The 24,597-nt window shown below is 40.8% G+C and carries 24 protein-coding genes; 11 read left to right on the top strand and 13 right to left on the bottom strand.

Features of this window, described 5'->3' with window-relative positions; genetic code table 11:
- Positions 1–23 precede the first annotated feature (23 nt).
- Entirely contained in the window at positions 24–4,010 is a 3,987-nt protein-coding gene (locus tag L6494_RS08115; RefSeq protein WP_237993605.1) for a magnesium chelatase subunit H, read from the bottom strand.
- Between the two features lie 435 nt (positions 4,011–4,445).
- Here L6494_RS08115 and L6494_RS08110 point away from each other — a divergent pair, with 435 nt between their 5' ends.
- Together L6494_RS08110 and L6494_RS08105 are read left to right on the top strand one after the other, a co-directional pair.
- Positions 4,446–7,448, top strand: coding sequence for a type ISP restriction/modification enzyme (locus tag L6494_RS08110; RefSeq protein ID WP_237993603.1), 3,003 nt, complete (start codon positions 4,446–4,448; stop codon positions 7,446–7,448).
- Positions 7,449–7,931: 483 nt separating this feature from the next.
- Positions 7,932–8,669, top strand: a complete 738-nt coding sequence (locus tag L6494_RS08105; protein ID WP_237993601.1) for a hypothetical protein — start codon at positions 7,932–7,934, stop codon at positions 8,667–8,669.
- A gap of 111 nt (positions 8,670–8,780) precedes the next feature.
- Here L6494_RS08105 and L6494_RS08100 read toward each other — a convergent pair whose 3' ends face one another.
- From L6494_RS08100 to L6494_RS08085, 4 genes are all read right to left on the bottom strand, one after another.
- Positions 8,781–9,935 (bottom strand): NAD(P)/FAD-dependent oxidoreductase, encoded by a 1,155-nt coding sequence (locus L6494_RS08100; protein WP_237993599.1) that lies wholly within the window; start codon positions 9,933–9,935, stop codon positions 8,781–8,783.
- A gap of 102 nt (positions 9,936–10,037) precedes the next feature.
- Positions 10,038–10,256, bottom strand: coding sequence for a type II toxin-antitoxin system HicB family antitoxin (locus tag L6494_RS08095; RefSeq protein ID WP_237993597.1), 219 nt, complete (start codon positions 10,254–10,256; stop codon positions 10,038–10,040).
- Positions 10,249–10,476, bottom strand: coding sequence for a type II toxin-antitoxin system HicA family toxin (locus tag L6494_RS08090; RefSeq protein ID WP_237995898.1), 228 nt, complete (start codon positions 10,474–10,476; stop codon positions 10,249–10,251). The genes L6494_RS08095 and L6494_RS08090 overlap by 8 nt, the downstream gene beginning before the upstream one ends.
- An 84-nt stretch (positions 10,477–10,560) precedes the next feature.
- Positions 10,561–10,761 carry a hypothetical protein gene (locus tag L6494_RS08085; protein ID WP_237993595.1) on the bottom strand — a complete coding sequence of 67 codons (201 nt, stop codon included), beginning with the start codon at positions 10,759–10,761 and terminating at the stop codon, positions 10,561–10,563.
- Between the two features lie 205 nt (positions 10,762–10,966).
- Between L6494_RS08085 and L6494_RS08080 the strand changes: the two genes are divergently transcribed.
- Positions 10,967–11,464: a CRR6 family NdhI maturation factor gene (locus tag L6494_RS08080; RefSeq protein ID WP_237995896.1), complete on the top strand. Its 498-nt coding sequence runs from the start codon at positions 10,967–10,969 to the stop codon at positions 11,462–11,464.
- A gap of 247 nt (positions 11,465–11,711) precedes the next feature.
- Here L6494_RS08080 and L6494_RS08075 read toward each other — a convergent pair whose 3' ends face one another.
- Positions 11,712–12,668 (bottom strand): glycosyltransferase family 9 protein, encoded by a 957-nt coding sequence (locus L6494_RS08075; protein ID WP_237993593.1) that lies wholly within the window; start codon positions 12,666–12,668, stop codon positions 11,712–11,714.
- Positions 12,669–12,845: 177 nt separating this feature from the next.
- On the opposite strand from L6494_RS08075, the gene ispD reads away from it, so the two are divergent.
- The 3 genes from ispD (at position 12,846) to L6494_RS08060 (ending at position 14,742) form a co-directional block, all read left to right on the top strand.
- The gene (gene ispD / locus L6494_RS08070; protein ID WP_237993591.1) at positions 12,846–13,526 is read left to right on the top strand and encodes a 2-C-methyl-D-erythritol 4-phosphate cytidylyltransferase; all 681 of its coding nucleotides are present in this window, start codon (positions 12,846–12,848) and stop codon (positions 13,524–13,526) included.
- A gap of 211 nt (positions 13,527–13,737) precedes the next feature.
- A complete protein-coding gene (gene scpB / locus L6494_RS08065; RefSeq protein WP_237993589.1) occupies positions 13,738–14,265 on the top strand; it encodes an SMC-Scp complex subunit ScpB in 528 nt (175 codons plus the stop codon).
- A gap of 129 nt (positions 14,266–14,394) precedes the next feature.
- Positions 14,395–14,742 (top strand): DUF760 domain-containing protein, encoded by a 348-nt coding sequence (locus tag L6494_RS08060; RefSeq protein ID WP_237993587.1) that lies wholly within the window; start codon positions 14,395–14,397, stop codon positions 14,740–14,742.
- A gap of 87 nt (positions 14,743–14,829) precedes the next feature.
- Here the strand turns inward: L6494_RS08060 and L6494_RS08055 are convergent, their stop codons facing one another.
- Positions 14,830–16,038, bottom strand: a complete 1,209-nt coding sequence (locus L6494_RS08055) for an HhoA/HhoB/HtrA family serine endopeptidase (RefSeq protein WP_237993585.1) — start codon at positions 16,036–16,038, stop codon at positions 14,830–14,832.
- 303 nt (positions 16,039–16,341) lie between these two features.
- Between L6494_RS08055 and L6494_RS08050 the strand changes: the two genes are divergently transcribed.
- Together L6494_RS08050 and L6494_RS08045 are read left to right on the top strand one after the other, a co-directional pair.
- Positions 16,342–17,583: a transposase gene (locus L6494_RS08050; protein ID WP_237993583.1), complete on the top strand. Its 1,242-nt coding sequence runs from the start codon at positions 16,342–16,344 to the stop codon at positions 17,581–17,583.
- A 154-nt stretch (positions 17,584–17,737) separates the two neighbouring features.
- Entirely contained in the window at positions 17,738–18,625 is an 888-nt protein-coding gene (locus tag L6494_RS08045) for a peptidoglycan DD-metalloendopeptidase family protein (RefSeq protein WP_237993581.1), read from the top strand.
- A gap of 213 nt (positions 18,626–18,838) precedes the next feature.
- Here L6494_RS08045 and L6494_RS08040 read toward each other — a convergent pair whose 3' ends face one another.
- Positions 18,839–19,291, bottom strand: coding sequence for a hypothetical protein (locus L6494_RS08040; protein ID WP_237993579.1), 453 nt, complete (start codon positions 19,289–19,291; stop codon positions 18,839–18,841).
- Positions 19,292–19,445: 154 nt separating this feature from the next.
- Between L6494_RS08040 and petN the strand changes: the two genes are divergently transcribed.
- From petN to L6494_RS08025, 3 genes are all read left to right on the top strand, one after another.
- Positions 19,446–19,535 (top strand): cytochrome b6-f complex subunit PetN, encoded by a 90-nt coding sequence (gene petN / locus L6494_RS08035; RefSeq protein ID WP_010998401.1) that lies wholly within the window; start codon positions 19,446–19,448, stop codon positions 19,533–19,535.
- Between the two features lie 7 nt (positions 19,536–19,542).
- Positions 19,543–19,704: a hypothetical protein gene (locus L6494_RS08030; RefSeq protein WP_237993577.1), complete on the top strand. Its 162-nt coding sequence runs from the start codon at positions 19,543–19,545 to the stop codon at positions 19,702–19,704.
- 241 nt (positions 19,705–19,945) lie between these two features.
- A complete protein-coding gene (locus tag L6494_RS08025) occupies positions 19,946–22,423 on the top strand; it encodes a GAF domain-containing protein (RefSeq protein WP_237993575.1) in 2,478 nt (825 codons plus the stop codon).
- Positions 22,424–22,498: 75 nt separating this feature from the next.
- Here L6494_RS08025 and L6494_RS08020 read toward each other — a convergent pair whose 3' ends face one another.
- From L6494_RS08020 to L6494_RS08000, 5 genes are all read right to left on the bottom strand, one after another.
- Positions 22,499–22,891 (bottom strand): hypothetical protein, encoded by a 393-nt coding sequence (locus L6494_RS08020; RefSeq protein ID WP_237993573.1) that lies wholly within the window; start codon positions 22,889–22,891, stop codon positions 22,499–22,501.
- The gene (locus L6494_RS08015) at positions 22,884–23,441 is read right to left on the bottom strand and encodes a Panacea domain-containing protein (protein ID WP_237993571.1); all 558 of its coding nucleotides are present in this window, start codon (positions 23,439–23,441) and stop codon (positions 22,884–22,886) included. The genes L6494_RS08020 and L6494_RS08015 overlap by 8 nt, the downstream gene beginning before the upstream one ends.
- A gap of 225 nt (positions 23,442–23,666) precedes the next feature.
- Positions 23,667–23,966, bottom strand: a complete 300-nt coding sequence (locus tag L6494_RS08010) for a DUF3349 domain-containing protein (protein ID WP_237993570.1) — start codon at positions 23,964–23,966, stop codon at positions 23,667–23,669.
- Between the two features lie 71 nt (positions 23,967–24,037).
- Complete coding sequence (locus tag L6494_RS08005) at positions 24,038–24,307, bottom strand: hypothetical protein (protein ID WP_237993569.1); 270 nt, start codon at positions 24,305–24,307, stop codon at positions 24,038–24,040.
- Positions 24,258–24,593, bottom strand: coding sequence for a DUF6972 family protein (locus L6494_RS08000; RefSeq protein ID WP_237993568.1), 336 nt, complete (start codon positions 24,591–24,593; stop codon positions 24,258–24,260). The genes L6494_RS08005 and L6494_RS08000 overlap by 50 nt, the downstream gene beginning before the upstream one ends.
- Positions 24,594–24,597 lie beyond the last annotated feature (4 nt).

Genomic DNA, 24,597 nt, shown 5'->3' with positions numbered 1-24,597 from the left:
GCGTAAAGCCTGCCCATTTAATCCTATTCTATGCCTTCAATTCGGTCTTCAACTTCTTGGTACAACTCGCGGAGGCGGTCTAAATTCTCCTCGCTAGTTTCCCAATAACCGCGACCATTCACTTCCAACAAAGTTGAGACAATCTTGCGGAAAGAATGGGGGTTGAGGTTTAGCAACCGTTTCTGCATTTCTTCATCTTTGATGAAGGTTTCGTTGGTATCCTCGTAAATCCAGTTATCGACTGCGCCGGCTGTCGCACTCCAACCTGTGGTATTTACCAACCGCTTGGAAAGTTCCCGTACACCTTCGTAACCGTGAGACAACATACCTTCATACCATTTGGGATTTAACAATTTGGTACGGGCATCTAAGCGCACTGTTTCGGATAATGTGCGGACTTGGGCGTTGGCTGTGGTGGTGTCTGCAATGTAGGATGCTGGTTTTTTACCATCACCACGCAGACTTGCTACTAGCTTGGTGGGGTCGGAGTCGAAGTAGTGGGAAACGTCCGTTAAACTAATCTCTGATGAATCCAGGTTTTGGAAAGTCGCATCAGCAGTTTTTAAGGTGCTTTCAAACAGCTGTCGGGATTCGTCCATCATTCCGGGGTTATCGGAATTGAAGGAGAAGGATTTGCGGTTGAGGTACATTTCCTGTAACTCGGCTTCGCTGTCCCATGTGCTGTTCTCTACCGCCAAGTTGATATTTGACGAGTAAGAACCGGAAGCGTTGGAGAAAACACGGGTTGCTGCTTGTCTGAGGTTAATTCCCATTTCCTCAGCTTGCTTCAAAGCGTGTTTGCGAACAAAGTTCATTTCTAAGGGTTCATCGGCTTCCGCCGCCATCTTCACCCCTTGGTCTAGCAGGTTCATTTGGTTGATGAACAAGTCGCGGAATACACCAGAACAGTTAATGACTACATCAATTCTGGGTCGTCCCAACTCTTCTAGGGGTATTAACTCCAACTTGTTCACCCGTCCCAAAGCATCGGGAACTGGACGTACACCGACCATCCACATAATTTGTGCTAGGGATTCGCCGTAGGTTTTGATGTTATCTGTTCCCCAGAGAACGCAGGCGATGGTTTCTGGCCATTTACCTTCGTTTTCGGCTTTGTTCCGTGCCAATAGCCTATCGACAACGATTTTAGCTGATTGGACTGCGGCAGATGTGGGAATTGATTGGGGGTCTAGGGCGTGGATGTTCTTACCTGTGGGCAATACATCCGGGTTGCGGATGGGGTCGCCACCAGGGCCGGGTAGGATGTATTCGCCTTCTAAGCCTTGGAGTAATGCGCCGAGTTCATTGTCTGCACAAACTTGTTGCAAACAGAATTCTAAATACTCGAACAGGGGTTTCAAGGCTGAGGTGTCAACTTTGGGATAACCTGCTTGATGCAGGGATTCTACCCAAGGTTCTTTTTTACCCATGTTGAAAAAGTTCAACTTGGAAATTAAGGAAACCCTTCCTTCTGCGTCGATTTGTTCTTCTACTAAGGCGCGAACGGCGGCGCGGGTAGCTAGGGTGATGTCTTGTAGTAGTTGGACATCTTCTAATATGCCCCGATCGCTATTTCGATAAATTTCGTCAATGTCTCGCCCAATACTGCTGGCGATAATGCGGGGTAAGCTGAGGATTTCTTCTTCCTGACGATCTAAGCTGGCAATGTTTACCAGAGTGGCGATCGCCTCTTCTGCACTTGGGGGTTTACCAATGACGTGCAAACCACAAGGTAACAACCGCGATTCGATTTCCATTAGCTTACGGTAGACGCTGCCGACAATATTATCCCGTTCTTCGGGTGTCATATCTTTGGCATCGGTTTCTGGCAAGTTAATATCTTTATCCAGGTTGACGATGCGGCATTTATCCATAATCGTGTTGACGATGGGGATACCGCGACCGCTATCTTTTAAGGTTTGGTAGGAAGCAATTAACTCGCTGAGTTCCTTCAAACCTTTATACAAACCAGCGTTTTCCGCAGGTGGTGTCAGGTAAGAAATTGTTTCCGCGTAACTGCGACGTTTCGCAATTGTGGCTTCGCTGGGGTTATTTGCTGCGTAATAATACAGGTTAGGAATTGTGCCAATTAAATTATCAGGGTAACATTCACCCGACATCCCCATTTGCTTACCTGGCATGAATTCCAAAGAACCATGTGTACCAAAGTGCAGGACAGCATCAGCACACCAAACTTGCTCTAGGTAAGTGTAGTAAGCTGCAAAACCGTGGTGAGGACTGGCGGAACGGGAGAACAACAGCCGCATGGGGTCGCCTTCGTAACCAAAGGTAGGCTGTACACCAATGAAGACGTTACCGAATTGCTTACCGTAAATTAACAAGTTCTGTCCGTCGCTGTTGAGGTGTCCTGGTGGTGGCCCCCAGTTTTCTTCTAGGCGTTGGGAATAAGGTGTAAGTGCCTCGTATTCTGGCACTGACATTTTATAAGCAACGTTAAGTTCAGGACTAGCATACTGTGCTTGCGCGTCGTGGATGACTTGTTCCATCAACGCTTGCGCGTTTTCTGGTAAGTTCTGCACGTCGTAGCCATTGTTTTTGAGTCCCTGCATCACCTCGAAAATTGAGCCGAATACATCCAGGTAAGCTGCTGTACCGACGTTCCCTTTATCCGGTGGGAAGCTGAAAACGGTGATGGCAACTTTTTTATTCAGCTTGGGTTTGCGGCGGAGGTTAGCCCATTTTAAAGCACGTTGGGCGACGGCGGCAACGCGGTCTTGGAGGGCGATCGCTTTCCCGGTTGTGCCATCTCTACCCGATAATATAATCGGCTCGATCGCGCCATCTAATTCGGGAATGGCAATTTGTAGAGCTACTTGTATCGGATGTAACCCTAAATCGCTATCTAACCACTCTTCGGTAGTTTGGAAAACTAAAGGCAATGCCACCATGTAAGGACGGTTGAGGCGTTTGAGTGATTCAATCGCCTTGGGATGGTCTTGTCTAGCCGGTCCACCCACCAATGCAAAACCAGTTAAAGATATGACTGCATCTACTAACGGTGCTTTGGTAGTGGGTTCGTAGAAATAAGCATCTACAGGCTTGGAGAAGTCCAAACCACCAGCAAATACAGGTAATACCTTTGCACCCAGCGATTCCAACTCCTGCACCATTGCCACATAATGGGCATCATCACCAGTAACTAGATGTGTGCGTTGCAATACCAAACCCACACAGGGAGCTAAAGGATCTTTCAAATCGCTGGAAATATCCTTACGGACTGTGTACCAATTGAGGTACTCTCTCACATCCTCAAACATCGTTGGTGCTAAAGGATGCCAAATCCCCAAATCGGGATAGACTACCGGTGCTTGATATTCGACAGATGAGGAGTTTTGTTTATCTACAGATTTAAATACGTATTTATCCGTTAGCATCAGCAAGAAGTTTTCCAGGTTTTCTGGCGAACCTCCCAGCCAATACTGAAAGCTCAACATAAAATTGCGAGCATCTTGTGCTTTGTCCATTGGTAAAAACTTCAGCACTTGAGGCAAGGTTCTCAACAGCTTCAGCATCCCATCTTGGAAGCCAGCACCGGATTTTTCCTTGCGTTTCCGCATAAATTGAGCGATCGCACTTTTTGACTGACCCAACTGTGCCAAAGAAAATGTACCCATTTTGTTTAGGCGCATCACCTCTGGCATCGAGGGAAAGACAACCGCTACATCCAAGCGATCGCGGTGTGGTTCTACTGCTGCTACTACTTTCTGTGCTAAGTCTTCGATAAAAATCAATGAGGCGATAAAGATATTGGCACTCTCGACTTCCCTTTTGAACTCTTCATAGTTCTCAGGATCTCTAAGTTCCTCAATCAAATAACCACTGATTTCAATCGCCAGGTTGGTATTGTTCGAGTTAATCGTGCTAACCGCTTGCGACAATGCACTCTGATACTGGGACTCAAGCACGACATAGACCACCTTAATTAACTTACGTCCGCCTAGGTTATCAGGCGCAATGTGTCTAATGGTGGACTTGACGTGGGTGAACATGCTTCCTCTGCTCCTTTGATGCGTGTTCTCTAATGGATGTTCTTGGCGACTCATGCCGCCAAAGTTTGAAGATTTTGTTCGGCAATATCAGTTTTTTATCAGAAAAACCTTACCCAATGGGCATTTTGTCCTGTAACTGACATAAATCGATATAAAAATCGTAAACTTTATTAACAAACATTAATAAATAATAAAAGTAAATGCTCACTATATGTAACAAAAACTTAATATTCTTGTTAATTTCCTCTTGGTGATATGGAAATATGGTTAAGGCTTTGTAGTCAAGCCGGTTCTTCAAGTGTAAATACGGTCAAATTTAAGATAAAAAAATCACAAAAATTCAAAATTGATGCTTATTATGTAGTTATACTCAGGTAGTTTCTGATACTAGAAATTAAATTAGACATACGCAAAAATATAAATAAATTACAAAGTATGTCCAAGCTTCTAGTTTCGCAATATTACACAGAAGTAGACAAGATTATTTATTACGGCGGAACACGCAAAGAAACATCTATTCGCGTAGCTTTTCAAAACTTAGTTAATGAATATTGTAAATCCAGAGAATTTAGATTAATTCCTGAATTAGATTACAGAACGCCTAGCGGTAAAATTGTCTATCCTGATGGTACGGTTAAAGATGCTTTACGGCTAGATTGGGGTTACTGGGAAAGTAAAGATGAAGATGATAACTTAGACCAGGAAATTTACAAGAAATTATCTAAAGGCTACCCAGATAGTAACATTTTATTTGAAGATTCCCAAACAGCCGTATTAATTCAGGGTGGACAAGAAACTCAGCGCATCCCGATGAAAGATGCTGATGCTTTAGATGAAATAATTACCAATTTTATTAATTATGTTCGTCCTGAAGTTGAAGATTTTCGAGAAGCAATTACTAAATTTAAGACAGATTTACCCACTATTTTAATTGCTCTCAGAACTTTGATTGATCATCAAGCTGAAGTTAATCTACCTTTTCAAGCAGCCAGGACAAAATTTTGGGATATCTGCAAATCATCAATTAACCCGGAAGTAACTTTATTAGATGTGCGGGAAATGATAATTCAGCACATTCTCACTGAGGATATCTTTCTCAATATTTTTAATGAATCCCAATTTCATCGGGAAAATAATATTGCTCGTGACTTGCAAGAAGTCATAAATAGTTTCTTTACAGGTAGTCTTAAAAGAACTACGCTTAGTACCATTGAGCGTTATTATGGCGTAATTAGAAGAACTGCGGCTAATATTTACAATCATCATGAGAAGCAGAAATTTTTAAAATCACTTTATGAGAACTTTTATAAAGCCTATAATCCCAAAGCGGCTGATAAGTTAGGAATTGTCTATACTCCTAATGAAGTTGTACGCTTTATGATTGAAAGTGTAGATTTTTTAGTACATAAAAATTTTGGTAAGTTACTGGCGGATAAAAATGTCGAAATTTTAGATCCGGCTACGGGTACAGGTACTTTTATCACCGAATTAATTGATTATTTACCTCAGCAGAGTCTCTCATATAAATATAGAAATGACATTCATTGTAATGAAGTGGCAATTTTACCTTATTACATTGCTAATTTAAATATTGAATATACCTATAAACAAAAGATGGATGAATATCAGGAGTTTGAACATATTTGTTTTGTTGATTCTCTAGAACATACATCTTTTGCAGGTAAGCAGTTAGATTTGTTTGCTATGAGTGTGGAGAACACCGCAAGAATTAAGCGACAAAATCAAGCTGATATTTCAGTAATTATTGGTAATCCTCCTTATAATGCTAAACAGGAAAATTTTAATGATCAAAATGCTAATCGTACCTATCCTGAAGTAGATAAGCGTATTAAGGACACATACGTTAAGCGCGGCACAGCCCAGAATCAAATTGTATTATATGATATGTATGTCCGTTTTATGAGATGGGCTTCTGACCGGATTAGTCAAAATGGGATTTTAGCTTTAATTACTAATTCTTCGTTTATTGATGGTAAGACTTTTGACGGATTTAGAAAAATTGTAGCTGAAGAATTTAGCGAAATTTATATTATTGATTTAGGTGGAAATATCCGCACGGGTGATAAGTCTGGTAGTGTGTTTGGGGTGAAAGTTGGTACAGCTATTAGCTTTATGGTGAAGAAGCGAAGTAAAACTAGTGTACCTTGCAAAATTTACTATATAAATATTGCTGAAGATTCCGCAGAAGCAAAGCTAGATTTTTTAGCTAAAACTAAATTTGATGCTTTGGCTTTTGAACATATTCACCCTGATAATAAAAATAATTGGATTAATTTATCAGATAATGACTTTGATGATCTCATCCCTCTTGTTAGTAAAGATGTTAAGGCTGGTGACTCTGAACAGGCTATATTTCAATTATTTTCTTCAGGTATTAAGACTCAACGTGATGAATGGGTGTATGACTTCTCCAAGTCTAAATTAGAAAACAAGATGAAGTTTTTTGTAGATGTATATGAACGTAAACGCAGAACTAATGAAGAGTTAGATTGTGACATCAAATGGGATGAAGATATGTTGAGTTATTTAAAAAGAAGCATAGCTAAGAACTTTGATGCTAAATGTATTAGTTCTAGTCTATATAGACCTTTTATCAAAAAATATCTTTATTTTGACTATCACTTTAATGGTAGAACTTACCAAATGTCCAACATTTTTACCAAGAATGAACTAAAAAATAAAGTTATTGGTTTTATGGGACAACCAGAAGCTAAACCTTTTACTGTAATATCAGCTAATACGGTTGTTGATCTGAATGCAGTTAGTCCTGCTTCTGGCGGTACTCAATGTCTTCCTCTTTACCGCTACGACAAAGAAGGAAACCGTATTGAAAATATCACCGATTGGGGGTTAAAACAATTTCAAAACCATTACCAAGATTCTACCATTACCAAACTCGATATATTTCATTACACCTACGCCGTTCTACATCACCCGTCTTATCGCAGCAAATACGAAATTAACCTAAAACGCGAATTTCCCCGTATACCTTTCTATGAAAACTTTCATCAATGGGTTAGCTGCGGTCAAAAGTTAATGGATTTACATATCAATTATGAAACAGTAAAACCATACCCTTTAAAAAGGATTGATTTACCTGCAAATCAAAACCATCAAAAAACACCAAAACCAAAACTCAAAGCTGATACAGCCAAGGGAAGCATTATTTTAGATGATATTACCAGCCTAGAAGGTATCCCCCAAATAGCTTGGGAATATCGCCTCGGTAATCGTTCTGCCTTAGAATGGATATTAGATCAATATAAAGAAAAGAAACCCAAAGATGCGACAATAGCGGCAAAGTTCAATACTTATAACTTTGCAGATTATAAAGAACAAGTGATAGATTTACTGCTGCGAGTCTGCACGGTGAGTGTAGAGACAATGGGAATTATCAGAGAATTAGAAAATATATAGCACTTCTCGTTTGTAGTACAAGCCCCTTCCCGCTCTTCTCCCTCGCTCCCAGCCCCCAGCCCCTTTTCCTCTTGTTGACTGGGCATTGGGTATTGGGAGTATAGCGGTTTCCTAATCACATGAGGTATATCATAGCCCCCTCCCCGCTTGCCTACGGTGTACACAGAAGTCGAATTACCCCCCTTAATCCCCCCTTGGAAAGGGGGGAAACAGGAAAATCTAGTTCCCTCCCATTTCCAAGGGGAGGGTTAGGGTGGGGTAATTCGAGGAATGATAGTGATTCGATAACTGGTGTATACACCGTAGCCCTGCTTGCGGGGAGGGGGTTGGGGGTGGGGTTCTTGTACATCACTAAAGCGAGAACCACTATAGGACAAATACGAGGTAAAGTAGCTATTGAGCGATGACCTTTTTTGAATTCAAAATGAAGAAGAGTTAGACCCATCAAAACTTTTCAAACATTCTCTAAATGTTGAATTGCTTATGACACTTGCAATAGATATGAAATTATCCAAAGAAATTTGGCAACAATGGCAAACAGCAAAGGGTTTAGCACATCAAACGATTGATTCTTTGACTAACTCTGCACAGACACTTAGGCAATCATTACAAGAAACTGCTACAACAACAGCTGATAAAACTATTGATGCAGCGACACAGATATTAAGTCAAGGTGTGCAAAATGTTGAACAAGTTAAGCATATGACCTCAAAAGCTATTCAAACAGCCTTAGCAAATCCCAGCGTAGGGATTAATTCTGCTTTTAATGATTGGTTGATACAGCATCCAACATTGTGGCGTTTAGTACAAATAATAGATTGGGCAGCAAATCATCCGATTATTGGTTTAGTAGCATTACTGTTTGGACTAACTCTCATCTGGAGCATTATCAAAGCCATTATGGGCTTAATTGAAAGAGCTAGTTGGTCAATTCTGCAAGTACCTTTAAACTTAATTCTAACTATACTTAAATTTAGCTTTTCCTCTTTAGTTAAAATTTTCAATTCAGTTATACAAAAATCAATAAATCATCAACCAACAGAATCAACACCAGTGTTAATTGAAGCAGTTAATCAAGGAAAACAGCAAAGATTAGCAGAAATATCTCTGAGGTTAGAAGCTATACATCAAGAGCAAAAGGAGCTTTTACAAGAAGCGGCAACTTTAATTGCTACTGATGATATTGAGCTAAAAATTCCAGAATTAACTCGTAATTCATAATTCAATATAGTTAATATTATCACAAAGCTAGAAGTAACGCACCTAAGGCGTTGGGTAAGGTGCGTTACGCTGTCGCTAACACACCCTACTGGACTATTTATCTGTTAAAAATCAAATATTAGTCCTAGTTATATTTAATTGAACAATAATCTCATCTTCATTGCTAGTAATAAATTTAGCAAATCTCTGTGCTAAAGGAGGTACAAAAACTAAAGGATTACTAAACCCAGAAAAAATATGAATACCATCATATCCTGGGATAGCACCAATTAAGGGAAGATTATTACTACTAAATGCTACTAAACAATGATGTAAAGTTCCTGGTAAATTACCCAATTTAGGTAAAACTTTAGTAATACTTTTTCTTAACCAATTTTCACTTTCCTCTGAATTTACATTTGCATAAGGATCTGTCAGCACACGACTAATTTGACCTAGGCGCAAACTACCATTTTGAAACTGAATTGCACCTGCATCTAATATTGGTGGTACTGGTTGATTACCTACTTCATCCCATAATTTATCATCTGTCTTAGATGTACTTTCTAATTTAAATCTTTGCAGATTGGCTGGCATGACTAAAGTTTTTAGCTGTAAATTAGCAGGTGGGGTTTCTATAATTTCTGCATGGGTAAAATACAGTTTGATCGGAATTCCTGCTGTTTTTAATAAATTACGGCTAAATCCGCCAGCGCACACAACCACATTTCCACAGGAGTAATTTTCAGAAGTAGTTGTAACACTACCTGATTTTACTTGTAAGACTTCGGTGATTTGCATTTCACCACCACCACGTAAAAAAGCCTGGATGTAAGCTTGTGCTGTTTTTTGGGGGTGAATATGTCCATGTTTGACAGTTAAAGCACCAGAAACCGCTTCCTGATTTAGCAATGGTTCTAGTTCACAAGCGGCTTCCACACTGATTAAACGCGGTGGAGTGGCACAGTTAGCATACAATGCAGCCGTTGCTTGGGGGTCACTATCGGCAGCAATAGTCAGCAATAAATCTAATTCCCGTAACTCAATATCAGCGTCTAACTCTTGAGACAGAATTTGGTAACGCGCGATCGCTTCTTGGCATAATTGGCAAGTTAGTGGTGTGCTTCCTGACCAATAAGCCAGTCCACCATAACTGTAACGAGTAGCATTTTCTGATATTTCGTTTTTTTCTAATAGCAGTACACTCAAGCCTATTTTGACTAATTCGTAGGCGAGTGTCGCACCCGTAATTCCACCGCCAACTACAATCCAGTCGTAGGTTTTCATTTAATATGTTGTTTATAAACTACCTAGTACCGCCGTGAATTCAAAATTCAAAATGAAGACAGCATCAGCATCAGGTTTTTAGATATTATACAACCAGCACAATTAGGCGGCTTGATTAACAGTTGGCTCTGGAAGTGGCTCATTTGTTGCTTCATAAGCCATAATTAAAGACTCTAAGGCTTCAATGCCGTTCGTCACAGCCTCTTCATAAGTATCACCATGAGTCCGCCAATGCTGTCCAGGAAAATCAGGAAATCCAACCAAGAAGCAATTGTCTTGTTCTGACCATTGAATCAACATTTGATACTTAAATTTACTCATATTCCTGCTTCTCCTGCCCTTGTTTCTCCTCTACCTCTTTTATAGCTTGTTTTACATCCTTTTCCTGGTATAGTTTAGCGTCTGCACCATCTTTACCTGATACGGTTAGTTTTCCAGCATATAAGGGATGTATCCAGTTAGAGTGGCTTCCTTTTCCTGGGAGTTCAGTAAAACCTACTTGACGTAGCCATTGTTTTAACTCTCTAATTTTCTTAGGCATTATCCACAGCAGATTAACTTCAATTTCAACCAAAATAAAGTATATAAATTAGGCGATCGCACCCTGTTTGATCAGAAAAAGCATTCATTCCTGAAAATTTTGATGAATCCATTCCCATCCATATTTTTCTGCGGCGTGGCTACTGTAATAGACTTTTCCTTGTCCAAAAACAGCACCGTCCACGGTTAAAACTCGAAACTGCCAACAGTCTTCTGTATAGAAAACCAACAACGTCAAACCCTGGATACCAACGAGCAGGTGAATTTTGACTTGGTTGTCTGTCATTAGCAAGCAGCCATAGATAATTACTGATTAGATCATTAATTATGGCAAAGCCAACGGATATTGGCGACTGTACCAGTAAAATTGGTTGGTAATAGGCTATGCACCGCTACGCTAATGTAATTATTGAATATAGCGGCAATTGCAGAAAGCTGGTACTGTGAATTGTCAAGTCTACCACTCTGTACAAAAAGTAGCTGTTGAGTCTATGACAATCACGATCGCACTCAATACCGATTCTGTTAACAACCTGGATTTATCCCCCATCGATACGGTAATTAATCAACTGCTACAAGAAGGAGCAACCCAAGACAAAACACAAAGCGTCTACGCTAACTATGAACAGCAGTTGCAGTTTGATATCAACTATCCCCTAGAACCAGGAGATCCTCGCGAACTGTCAGAAATCCCTGAATTACGCCTGTGGTTTGTACGGTTAGATGCCAAATATCCCTGGTTGCCATTTTTATTAGATTGGAAAGCCGGAGAACTGGCTCGTTATACTGCTATGCTTGTACCGCATCAATTTAGTGCAAAAGAAGGTATTCAGTATAATCCCGAAGCTCTAGAAATCTTTTTGATGCACAAGGTTTTTCTTTTGAGTGACTGGTTGAAACAACAAGACATTCCCTGGCAAGCGAGGATTAAATCTATGGCGCAAATGCTAGGTTACGAATTAGATGATGCCTTTTTTGCACTATTTTGAGGGACTGGGGACTGGGGACTGGGGACTGGGGATTGGGGACTGGAAAACATTTCTTTTCCGTTGTCTTCCTTGTCCCCTACTCATAACTAACTACTCAGCATCGGCTAAACGCCGCGCTACCGCTAACAGCACTCCTAACTCCTAACTCCTAACTCCTAACTCCTAACTCATTACTCATTACTCAGCACCGGCTAAACGCCGCGCTACCGCTAACAGCACTCAGCACTCAGCACTCAGCACTCACTTTTTACCCTCCCCAGACTTTTTGTAAAATTGTTTTGGGAGAAATATCTGCCACTGTTGCGGTAGGAGATTTGATACCCAGAAACTTGTCGCTGTTTGGTAACAATTTGCTTGGCTCTGTAGAACCAAACAGACCAATGGTGTAAGTCTGTACTGCTACACTGAGTTGTAATGGCACACTATCAGTAGTTAACATCAAGCTAGCTCCAGCGATCATTGCTGCTAACTTGCCGATATCTTCAGGGGTAGTCACCTTAATATTGGGACATAAATCTCGGAGCGATCGCACTAATGCTTCATCATTCGCTCCTTGAATGACTACTATAGGTAAATCTGGCTGTTTAGTTTGAAAGTCTTGAATGATTTCTTGCCATTTATCTAGCGGGTAAAGATCCAACGCCTGGGGTTTGGATACCCAGCTAGCACCGCCATAAATCAATACATAACTTGTTTCATTTACTCCTAGGCGTTTTTGTTCTGTTTGCGCCCACTCAATATCAGGTTTAGGCACATTTACTACTAACTCTGGGTTAGTGGTGCTAATACCTAATGGTTGCAGCAAGTCATGGTAAGTTGTTGCTACATACTGGGATGCGTTAAACGGTACAGTTTTGGTGAGAAATCCAGAGCCTTTACCTTGGTAGCCAATGCGTGTGGGAATTCCGGTTAACCAGAGGAAAAGACCCACTAACCAACTTTGACCAACGGTAATGGCTGCATCATACTCGCGATCGCGAATTGTGCCTACGAGGTTGCCCCAATCTGCCAGGCTATTACGGTCTTTGTAATCGAAAACCAGTACATCATTGACTGACTTACTCACCCGGTAGGCAGCCTTTGACCGGGGTTCGGTAACGACATCTAGTTGTGCGTTTGGATAACATCTCTTCAAATCGTCTAGAGTCGGAAAGAAGAGAATTTGATCGCCAATTCCACCAGGTACAAGGGCTACTACTCGCATAATAATTATTGACGCTTACTCGCTCCTTATTTTAGGTGAATATTAGGTGTTAACGATTAGGAATTGGGAATTGGGAATTGGGTAATTCAATTTTCGATTTTAAATTTTGGATTTTAGATTGGGTTTCAGTCGCCAATCCCCAGTCCCCAATCCCCAATATTAAGTTTGAGGAATGCTGTGTATTTACTAATTCCAGCCGCAGGTGTCGGCAAAAGGATGGGAGGTCAACGGAATAAACTCCTTTTGGAGGTGCGATCGCAATCTATTCTGGCTTGGACTCTCCTAGCTGCACAAGCAGCCAGCGAAATAACTTGGATTGGGATTATTTCTCAACCCACTGACTGGCCAGAATTTAAGGAAATTCTCGCCAACTTAAAGCTAACTAAACCAGTGGAGTTAATTATCGGCGGTTCTACCCGTCAAGAATCGGTGTATAACGGCTTACAGGCACTACCACAGGAGGCAGAACAAGTTTTAATTCACGATGGGGCTAGATGTTTAGCAACACCAGATTTACTGAACGCCTGCGCCCAAGCTATTCGTCGATGTTCGGGCTTAATTGCGGCTGTACCAGTGAAAGACACAATCAAAGTCGTGGATGGAAATGGCATAATTCAAAGTACACCCGACCGTAGTCATCTTTGGGCAGCACAGACACCCCAAGGATTTAATGTCAAACTGTTAAAACAGTGCCACGCTGAAGGCGTTAGTCAAGGTTGGGAAGTCACCGACGATGCAGCTTTGTTTGAAAAATGCGGCATCGCAGTGCAAATTGTGGAAGGAGAAGAGACAAATTTGAAAGTGACAACTCCCCAAGACTTAGCGATCGCAGAATTTATCCTCAGTAGTAGGCACTGAGTAGGGAAAAAGCATTCTTATGAGGCGTGAATTTCCATCAGTTGTGGGGTTTTAATATTGACTTAAAATAATAAAAGAGGTATAATCCCACACATTTCTCAAACATAAATCTTTCAGCCTGAAAAAAAATAAAGCAGCTTAAAGTCAATAGTCAATTACTAACAACTAATGACTATTGACTAATGACTAATGACTCTTGACTCTGGAATAAATGAATACAGCCACAGCGACTAAGATAGAAGCGATTCTCTATTTGAAGGGTAAGCCTTTATCACTCGGTGAAATCGCCGAGTATGCCGCCTGCGATCGCGCGACGGTCGAGGAAGGCATAATTGAACTAATGGACAACTACGCCCACCGAGAGGGTGCTTTGGAAGTTGTAGAAACGCCGGCTGGTTACAGCTTGCAACTAAGGCCTGACTTCCATGAATTAGTACAAACGCTGATTCCCGTAGAATTAGGACTAGGGGCATTGCGAACCCTAGCGGCGATCGCTCTTAATAGTCCTATCCTCCAAAGCGATTTAATCAACCTACGCGGCTCAGGAGTATATCAACACGTTCCCGAACTAGTCGAACTAGGTTTTATTCGCAAACGCCGAGATAACGAATCCCGTTCCTATTCGCTACAAGTAACCCCAAAATTTCATCAATATTTCCAAATTGAACAACTCCCCCAAATTCTTGCCCAAAATGAGAAAGAACAACAACTAGAACTAGAACTAGAAACAGGGGAATAGAGATTAGGGGTGTGGGGGTGTAAGGGTGTAGGGGTGTAGGGGAAAATCCAATGCCCAATCCCCAATTACCCACTACCCTTGTACTATGGTTTAGAGTAGAATTAGCAACTAAGCTAAAAAAAATTGCCAATGGTGTTTGATCCTGACTTTTTGAACGATAACTCCGAGGAACACCCCAACCAACTGCTTTCTGACAACTTTGGGGAAAACCCCAATCAGTTACTTAAATATCTCCAACATCAGTCTCCAGAAGTTCTAGCCCGTATTGCTCAGTCCGTCAGCCCGGAAATAAAACAAATTATTTCCCAGAACGTGCAAGGGTTAGTGGGAATGCTCCCCGCAGAAAGTTTCAATGTCCAAATTACCACCGACAAAGAAAACCTCGCCGGAATCCTAGCATCGGCTATGATGACCGGTTATTTTCTCCGCCAAATGGAACAAAGGATGCAGTTAGATCATTTGTCTAATGGTCAATAGTCAACACTTCCCTGCGGGACGCTTCGCGTTGGCGCAGCCTCAGTGACGACAGTCAATAGTCCAAAATGGGTACGCTATCACTAATGACTACTTTTTGGCGGGATAAACTCCAGACTGCACTGGCACAGTGATAATTTTCCCAATGCGGTTAACTTCTATGACTAGAATATCTCCCACAGTGCTAGACTCAACCTGCTTCTGAACTTGTGCTGATGTTTTTACTGGTTTATTGTTAATCTTTTGAATTATATCGCCAGGGAGTAGTCCTGCCTCTTTAGCTGGTGAATCAGGTCGCACACCTTTAATCACAACGCCAGTTTTTTGTTGAATATTCAGCTTATTTTCTTGATTGATTTGTTGCTTTTTGCTGGGAGATAAATCTGTCATTTCAATCCCCAAAAAGGGATGTTGTACGCGCCCTTTGGTAAAAAGTTCGTTAGCAATACGGGCAGCAGTTTCAATGGGGATAGCAAACCCTAATCCTTGAGCATCAGCACGGATAGCGGTATTAACGCCAATTACTTCGCCTTGGGCATTCAATAAAGGCCCCCCGGAGTTACCAGGGTTAATGGCAGCATCGGTTTGGATAAAACTAACTCTTTTATCGGGGACACCAACCTGTGCGCTGGTGCGGTCTGTGGCACTAATAATGCCGATAGTAACCGTATTATCTAAACCTAAAGGATTACCGATCGCGATCGCCCACTGTCCGGGAATTAAATTTTGTGAATTTCCCAATTTCACTGTCGGTAGGTTATCTCCAGGAATCTTGACGACAGCTACATCTGTGATATCATCGACTCCCACTACTTTGCCTTCAAAAGTCCGGCCATCCTTGAGAGTGACGACTACTGTATCTGTGTCAGCCACCACATGAGCATTAGTTAGCAATTCCCCTTTTTCACTTAAAATAAACCCCGAACCAGTACCACGTTCAATCCGTTCTGAGGGAATTGGCTGTTCATCCTCGCCAAAGAACCGCCGTAATAAAGGATTGTTTAAAGCATTAGAAATAGGATTGGGTACTTTGCGAGTAGCATTAATCCTGACAACTGCGGGGCCTACTTTTTGTACTGCATTAGCAATAAAATTGACATTATCACCACCAATAGCCACTGGAGAGCTACTCACAGGGTTAGGTGTCACAGATTCTGAAGGTAAAGCCACTGTGACATTTTTGATTTGTTGAAACGAGCGATTTTGTGGTACAAGATAGCGACTGCCTAAAAAACCTGCCCCACTGCCAATCGCCAATAAAGACAAGTAAGCGGCTAGTTGCTTTAAAGATAAATTCATAATGACTTCGCTGAAGGACAGCAATGCAGTTGCTAATTTATAAGTTTAGTCAATTCACCAGGAAGTGGACAGATAAATTTAACGTGTCGCGGAAGTCCCCACCTTCAATGTACTCATAAGGTGGGGATAGGGAGCGGGGGATGTTCGCGGAGCGTCACGAAGTGAGGATTGCATCTGGAATTGATTTTTTGCTTATGCAAAAACAAATTCCAGATGTATGACGAATCCCCAATTATTTTATTTGAGTATTTTACCACAATACACATTTATGGTAGAGTACAGATATCAAGGAGGTGATGTTGAGTGTTACACAAGGTTGTGCAAGTCCGTTTATATCCGTCAGTTGAGCAGCAAATTCAATTAGCACAGGCTTTTGGCTGCGCTCGTTGGTGGTGGAACTACGCTCTAAATAAGTCAATTGAGACTTATAAGGAAACGGGGAAAGGACTTAGCCGTGCAGCACTCAACGCATTTTTACCTGCACTCAAAAAAGCCGAAGATACGGTGTGGTTATCTGATTGTTACAGTCAAGTTTTACAGGCTACAACACTCAATCTAACCACCGCCTACAAAAACTTTTTTGCAAAACGTGCTGGATTTCCTAAGTTCAAGTCTAAGTTTGGAAAACAGTCTATTCAATATCCTCAAAACGTATTGGTTGTAAATGGTGATGTCAAGCTCCCCGGAAATATCGGGATAGTCAAAGCCAAAATACACAGAGCGATTGAAGGGACAATAAAGACTGTTACTGTGAGTAAAACGCCATCAGGGAAATATCTTGCATCTATACTCACTGAGGTAGAAGGAGAAAACCCTGTTGTTTCAGAGGGTAAAATTTACGGCATTGACTTAGGGTTGAAGCACTTCGCTGTTGTAACTGACGGTGTTCATGTTTCTAAATATGATAATCCTAAACACCTTGCAAAGCATGAAAAAAATCTTAAGCGCAAACAGAAAAAATTAGCGCGTAAACAAAAAGGAAGTAAATCAAGAAATAGATATAGAAGAGTTGTTGCCAAGGTGTACGAGCGAATTAGTAATTCGCGGCAAGATTTTCTGCACAAACTTAGTTATAAGTTAGTCAGCGATAGCCAAGCTGTCATAGTAGAGAATCTTCATGTCAAAGGCATGGTTCGTAATCACAAGTTGGCAAAATCAATATCTGATGTGGGATGGGGAACATTCACCAACTTTCTAGCCTATAAGCTAGAACGTAAGGGTGGAAAGTTGGTTGAGATTGATAGATGGTTTCCCAGTTCCAAGCTCTGCTCTAATTGTTTCTATCAACTTGGTGAGTTGTCATTGGATGTCCGTGAGTGGACTTGTCCTCATTGCAACACTCATCATGACAGGGATGGAAACGCAGCGATAAATATTAGAGCAGAGGGTATCAGAATGATCAAGGCGGAAGGTTCAACCGTCTCTGCTGTAGGAGGGGAGGTAAGTCCTGTTCTTGGGCGAAAGTCTAAGTTCAGGCACTCCCCCGCGATTACAGAAGCTCCTAGTTCAGCCGTTCGCGCAGCGTGTCGCAGACAAGGCAACTAGGAGTAGTTCACCATTCAGTAGCTTTTTGAGGAAGGGGATTGGGGATTGGGGACTGGGGACTGGGGACTGGGGACTGGGGAAGCAGGGGGAAAAAAATACAATTCCCAATTTCCCAAACTAAAATCTAAAGTTAAGGCTGTCTTATCTTGTATCCATGACTTTTCCCTATCGTTTTTTTCTCCTTTGTGGCTTAGTTAGTGCTTTTGGACTAACAACAGCTATAATGCCAAACTCAAATAGTGCTAGTGCTGCTGTTGAGGGTTGCCCAATTTCGGCTTTGTCTCGTTTTCGGCGGCATAAGGTGGTTCGTGGTGATACTTTGGTTAGCATTGCACAGCGTTACAATCTTGTTCCTGAAACGATTGTGGGTATGAATCCATCTCTTCAGGATGGTTCGCTTCCGACTGTGGGTAGTGAATTACAAATTCCTCCTTTCAATGGGGTAGTTGTAGAAGTACCTCGCGGTCAAACTTGGCGACAAATAGCGACAAGATTTAAAGTTCGTCCTGATGCACTCTTTGAGGTGAATGGTTGTCAACAAGACCCCAGAATTGTCTTTGTACCTGGGGTAAACTGGTCGCCTAATGGTTTTACTGCGACTCCTAAAACTGCTATGTTCACTACCTCTGTTAAGCTATCTGGCTATCCTTTTCAGCAGGCGAGAGAGGTGACGTTACCCTATGGCTGGCAAATTAACCCCAATACAGGTGAGGTATTCTTCCATAGCGGCATAGATTTGTTAGCAGATGTGGGAACTCCTGTTGAAGCGATCGCACCAGGTAAGGTAGTATTTGCTCAAGAACAGGGTACTTACGGTAATCTCGTCATCATTAACCATAATGGTGGACTGCAAAGCCGTTATGCCCATCTTGATAGTATTCAAGTTAAAGTTGGTCAACAACTCAATAAAGGTCAGGTACTAGGAACTGTCGGCACAACCGGACAACCAACGGGTAAACAATCCCATCTGCATTTTGAAATTCGTTCGAGTTCTTCTCTCGGTTGGGTAGCAGAAAACCCCAAGGATTATTTAAAACCATAAAACACTGTTAGCGATCGCCTGAACCAATCAAAATTCCAAATTAAAATTTATCTACCACTTTAAATTTATTCCAGGGTTTCACAAATATGACTTTTCACGGGATCTGGAAAACCCCTCTCCTATAACTGTAGAGACGTTGTATCATGCAAGGTCTCTACAGTTAGTTTCATTTCGCTGTTGCTGCATTCAACAACACTTACACCGTAGTTCAAATCAACTAAAAGGTTTTACCCAGGAGCGTTGGAGAGCGATATCGAGGGCGATCGCAGCCATTGCAAACCACAATATACTTTCACCTACTAATACAACAAAGGGTAAAACTGTACTACTAGCATTTAACCCTTCGATTTGAGTTAAGCCACGCACCAAACCAAAAGCCAACACACCACCAGAGTTTAAGTGTGGATTTTGATCGGTGCGGATGATATAGCGGTAAGTCACACCGAATAGTAAACCAGAAAAACCAGCGATCGCCCCACTCATTAACCAATACCAATTAAAATCTCTTTGCAGACTTACGAGTATGGGAAAATACTTGGCCAGCACCAGGGTATTGACAAAGCTAGTAATTAAGAAAGCCAAACCCAAAGCCAAACCCCCAATAATTCCGGCTTTAAGGGATTCTAGCCGTTCTGCCATGTATTGATGATCTAAAATTCGGTTCATAATCAAGATTGAAAATTGGGAAGAGAGATTAGGTATGGCTTCATGATTCATCTTTAGTTGAGATAAAGATGGGAAAATTGCCCAGTACCCAGTCCCCAGTAACCAGTATGATAAATATTAGAGACGTTTTGTAAATCATTTCAGAAGTAAAACTATGGCGATTTTGACATTGGGTTGGGTATCACTACTAGTTGTGTTTACTTGGTCAATTGCAATGGTAGTATGGGGTCGTAACGGACTATAGAGGCATCGTGGAAAGTCCATTTCTGAGTATTTTGGCTTTAGTCGCCTTAGTGCTGCTAGTAGTAGTTACTGGTGGTGTTGGCTATTTAACTTTAGCAGGATGGCGCGATCGCCGTCTTCAAGAGCAAGAAAAACGTGAACTCCGACGCACCACTACTAAGCGGCGATGATTCACTAGGAACAAAGCGCAGTTTTTCCAAGAATATTTCCCTAGGGACACGGTATTTATTTATCGTGTCTCTCAATTTTTACAGTAAAAGTCATTAGTTGCTATCCTTCCTCCCCCTCAGCACGCTGCTCAAACCCACACTACCGTTAACAGCACTCACTACGTTAAATTTACCTCTGCTTAGGGAATTATGAGATATAAATTCATTCCCAATTCCCCATTCCCTATTTTTAAGACAGACGATGAAAACAGCCTTGTCTAGAGTAATATCCCAAATTCGTGAGTCTTTGGATATCAATACCATCTTTAAATTTACGGTAAAGGAAGTCCGCCAGTCTCTGAACACAGACAGAGTTGGGGTGTTCTGTTTTACTCCTAACTTGGAATGGGAAGGAGAATTTATCTATGAAGATGTGGGAAATCAATGGATTTCTGCATTAGGTACGAAATTGGGCGATCGCTCTCTTACAGAGGAATTTGCTAGGCTTCATCACCAAGGTACAATTACCTCAATGGCTGATATCCATGAAGCTGGAATCAGTGATTGTTATCTTCAGATGCTAGAAAAATTCCAAGTATGCGCCAATATCGCTGTTCCCTTAATCAAAGGTAAAGACTTATGGGGGTTATTGTACATCCATCAGTGTAGTAGCACTCGACAATGGGAAGCTGCCGAAATTGAGTTTGTGCAATTAATTGCTGAACATTTAGGAGTGGCTTTACAGCAAGCAGACTATATAGAACAAGTCAAAGCACAATCCGCACAACTAGCACAAGCTAAAGCCAGAGAAAAAGCAGCAGAGTGGCAAAAAACAATTGCGATCGTTATTGAAAAAATTCGCCAATCCCTGGATTTAGAAAATATTTTTCGCACCAGTACCGCAGAAATCAGAAAACTCATCAATGCTGACCGTGTAGCCATCTATCGCTTTAATCCCGATTGGACTGGGGAATTTGTCTTTGAATCTGTGGGAGAGGGTTGGATTTCCCTCATCGATGAACAGTTACAACGACCAGAATTAAGAGAAAATGTCAGCGAATGTAGTGCTAAAGAGTTAGCCAAAACTCCAGTAGCAGATACTTACTTACAAGACACAGAAGGTGGTCGCTTCACGAAAGGCGAAGTGTATCGGGTTTGTTATGATATTTACAATGCAGATTTTAGTGAATGCTACCTCAAAGTATTAGAAATTTATCAGGCTAGAGCTTATGTAATTATTGCTATATACCACGGACAAAAGCTGTGGGGTTTGTTAGCAGTTTACCAAAATACTGATATTCGTGATTGGCAAGAAGATGAAGTTTACTTACTTACTCAAGTCAGCACCCAATTAGGTGTAGCCTTACAGCAAGCCGAATACTTACAACAAACGCAAATCCAAGCAGCCGAACTCAGCAAAGCTGCGGAACGCCAACGAGCATTAGCAAACACTGTAGAAAAAATCCGCCACTCTCTAGATATTGAAACTATTTTTACAACCACTACTCAAGAAGTGCGAGGTTTACTAGCAGTCGAAAGAGTGGCAATTTATCGCTTTTATCCTGATTGGAGTGGTGAATTTGTAGCTGATTCTATTGTTGATGGTTGGCAACCAATAGTCAAACCACAACCTATTCCAGAACGCTTCCTTTTACCAGAAACACAAGCAGGTAAGTATGCTCGTAATGAAATTTTTGTCCCGATTTGCCAAGGTGAAAAACTGTGGGGGTTGCTAGTAGCTTATCAAAACTCTCAACCGCGTTATTGGCAAGAAGAAGAAACTAACTTATTAGCTCAAGTTGGTGTACAGCTAGGAGTAGCACTACAACAAGCCGAAGCTTTGCAACAGGTGCAAGTACAAAAAGAAGAAATTGCCCAAGCACTGAAAGAATTACAAGAAACACAAAGCCAGTTAATTCAAAGTGAAAAGATGGCTAGTTTGGGGCAATTAGTAGCTGGAATAGCCCATGAAATTAATAATCCAATTAGCTTCATTTATGGGAATATCACCTATGTTCATGAACACACGGAAAATTTATTTAAATTAGTGGAGGGCTACAAAAGAAATTTTCCCCAGCCTAAGAAAGAATTTCAAGAGCAGTTAGCAGAATTAGACTTAGATTTTATTGCTGATGATTTGCCAAAAATTCTTAAATCAATGATGATAGGTGCAGAGCGAATTTCTCAGTTAGTTTTATCGTTACGTAGTTTTGCCAGACTTGACGAAGCTGAAATGAAGCCTGTTGACCTGCATGAAGGTATCGACAGCACTCTGTTAATCTTACAACATCGGCTGGAATCTAAAAATGATTTTCCCGCTATAGAAGTTATGAGAGAGTATAGTGAACTGCCTAAAGTAGTGTGTTATGCAGCGCAGATGAATCAGGTATTTTTGAATATTATTAACAATGCTATTGATGCTCTAAAATCTGCAATCTCTTTGGCTAAAATTACTGTCAATCCCCAAATTACAATATCTACAAAAGTTAGTGAAAATAATACTATCTTAATTAGTATTGCTGACAATGGTTGTGGCATTCCAGAAAATGTGCGATCGCGGATTTTTGAGCCTTTCTTTACCACCAAACAACCAGGACAAGGTACTGGGTTAGGATTATCTATTAGCTATAAGATTATTGTGGAAGAACACGGAGGTAAAATTCAGTGTATTTCTGAACCTGGTAAAGGTTGTGAGTTTTGCATAGAAATTCCCACCCAGCCTTTAGCTAACGGAAACTAAGCGCATCTATTACTATAGTTATCTATAAAATTATTAATAGTGATAAGCCTTCAGCATAGCTTCAAATAATTCAATTTAAACAATGCCCAAATAACTTTTCAATAAAGTTTTATATTTATTTTTTAAACGTTTGGAAATTAACCCACCTTGCTGAATTTTTGATAAAACGGCAGGTGAACAATTACCTTTGGGAATAGGACTACCAGAGGTGATTAAACTTGCAAGTATAGTAGCATCCATTTCACGAGCATATTGATAAGCTACAACAGACTCACGGACAATAAAATTCGGTACATCTGCACCAGGTAGGAGAATACAAACCGTTTCCGAATTTGGTTTACGAGTGGTAATATTGACGAATAAATACTTAGTATCAGAAGTTTGTGCGATCGCAATATAAAGATGCTGTCCATTGGGAGGTGTATCTATTAAAAAAGCATCCCCCACATTAATGGGAATGCTAGACATTTATAACCTCATCTAAATAGGCTTCTCGACTTGCTTCTTGTCTAATTACCTCTATTTCTTCCTCACATTTACCGACATTTTTCAGAATTGCTTCTACTGGAATGGGAATAGCAGAACCATGAGGGTCTTCCCATTCTGGTAAATCATGAGTCCATTCAGCAACATGAAATGGGTCAAGATGTCCAAAGGTTGCATATACCTCTTGAATAATCTCTTCCTCTTCTTCACACAGTTCATCATTTCCTGGGTCTTTTAGTAAGTCAACAAAGTTTACATTGAGAGGATAAATATACTCAGACCAAAGAGGTAAAGCACCATCAACAGGTTTACCTTTAATTAGGTCATAAACACCACTCAGAACAGGACCATAATCCATTGACACATAATGATCACCCGTAATTGGCTGCTCCATGCGATCTAAGGCGATACGATCAGCTATGTATAGCATCTTAAGCAAGCCTAAATACTTCATAGGCTTACCATGCAACTTCAGAAATTTTGCTGCTGCTTCTACAGCTTTTTCTGGATGAAACCGAAACTGGATAGTCATAGTTAACCGTCAGAAGCAGTATAGTACATATATATGATTACAGATTTGGTTAGCATCTGAAAAGCTAGGTTAAAATTTATTATACAAATCTCGTATCATTGCTAAATATATTTTAACTAAGTTGCATAACCTATCCTCTCAATTAAAATAATTCCGCAGCTAAAAGCCTACCTTCAATTGGCTCATACTTATCTTCTAGTAACCATAACTTAGCTGCTTCATAAATCATGAGGATAATTCATGAATCCAATCCTGATAACCACAACTAAGTAAAACTTTTTTTAAATTATTAATAGCTTCACCTTTCGGAACAGCAATTGACTGTACGCGGTATACGTCATTGAGTACAATCCTATAATCTTTACCAACGTAATAGGCGATAACTTCTGCTAAGTTTCTGTCTGACATTTCCTCACTTAGTAATGCTAAAAGTAGGTCATAATTTTCTGCTTCAATCCCATCAGAAAAAGCGCATTGGATTAATTTATAAGTGCTTTGTAGATGAGGTGGAATAGTTATTTGCATGATTAATTACCACTTAAAGGAAAAGGTGGATGAATATATCCACAGTTAAGTTGCATAACCTATCCCTTCAGTTAAAATAATTCTGTAGCTAAAAGCCTACCTTCAATTGGCTCATACTCATCTTCTAATAACCACAACTTAGCTGCATCATAATTATTACTGGAAAATACAATTTTATAACCCTGTGCCGGGTCATAAATTTGACAGTTTTGCTTACTATCACAGAGTAATAAAAGAAGGTATGGAGGTGATAACATTGGGTCAATCCATACTTCTGTAAAGTCCCAGTTATTATTCACTAGGTCTGGTGCGGGGGATGACGTGGTATTTGTTGTTTGCATTGATTTTTATCTCCCCATAATAAAGTGGAATACGGCTACCATCTGGACTGATTCTATAACCTATCCGTTCATTAAAAAACATTCCGTATCGCTCATAGCCGCGAATGATTCCAGTGAACTCTCCATTTTCTATTATGCCTTGAGCGACTTGCTTCATGGTAGTATCACTGTCAAATACATGAGCCGCTAGTCCTCGTTTAATAAGTCTTTGCATTTGAGGTGCGTCTGCTATGTGTTTGGCAACTTGTCTAACATCAAGAATAATTTGACGTTCGATTCCGGTCATTAGT

The organism is Nostoc sp. UHCC 0870, assembly GCF_022063185.1.
Classification (GTDB): domain Bacteria; phylum Cyanobacteriota; class Cyanobacteriia; order Cyanobacteriales; family Nostocaceae; genus Trichormus.
Note: the sequence above shows the minus strand (reverse complement) of the source record. Positions and strands in the feature narration are given on the sequence as shown.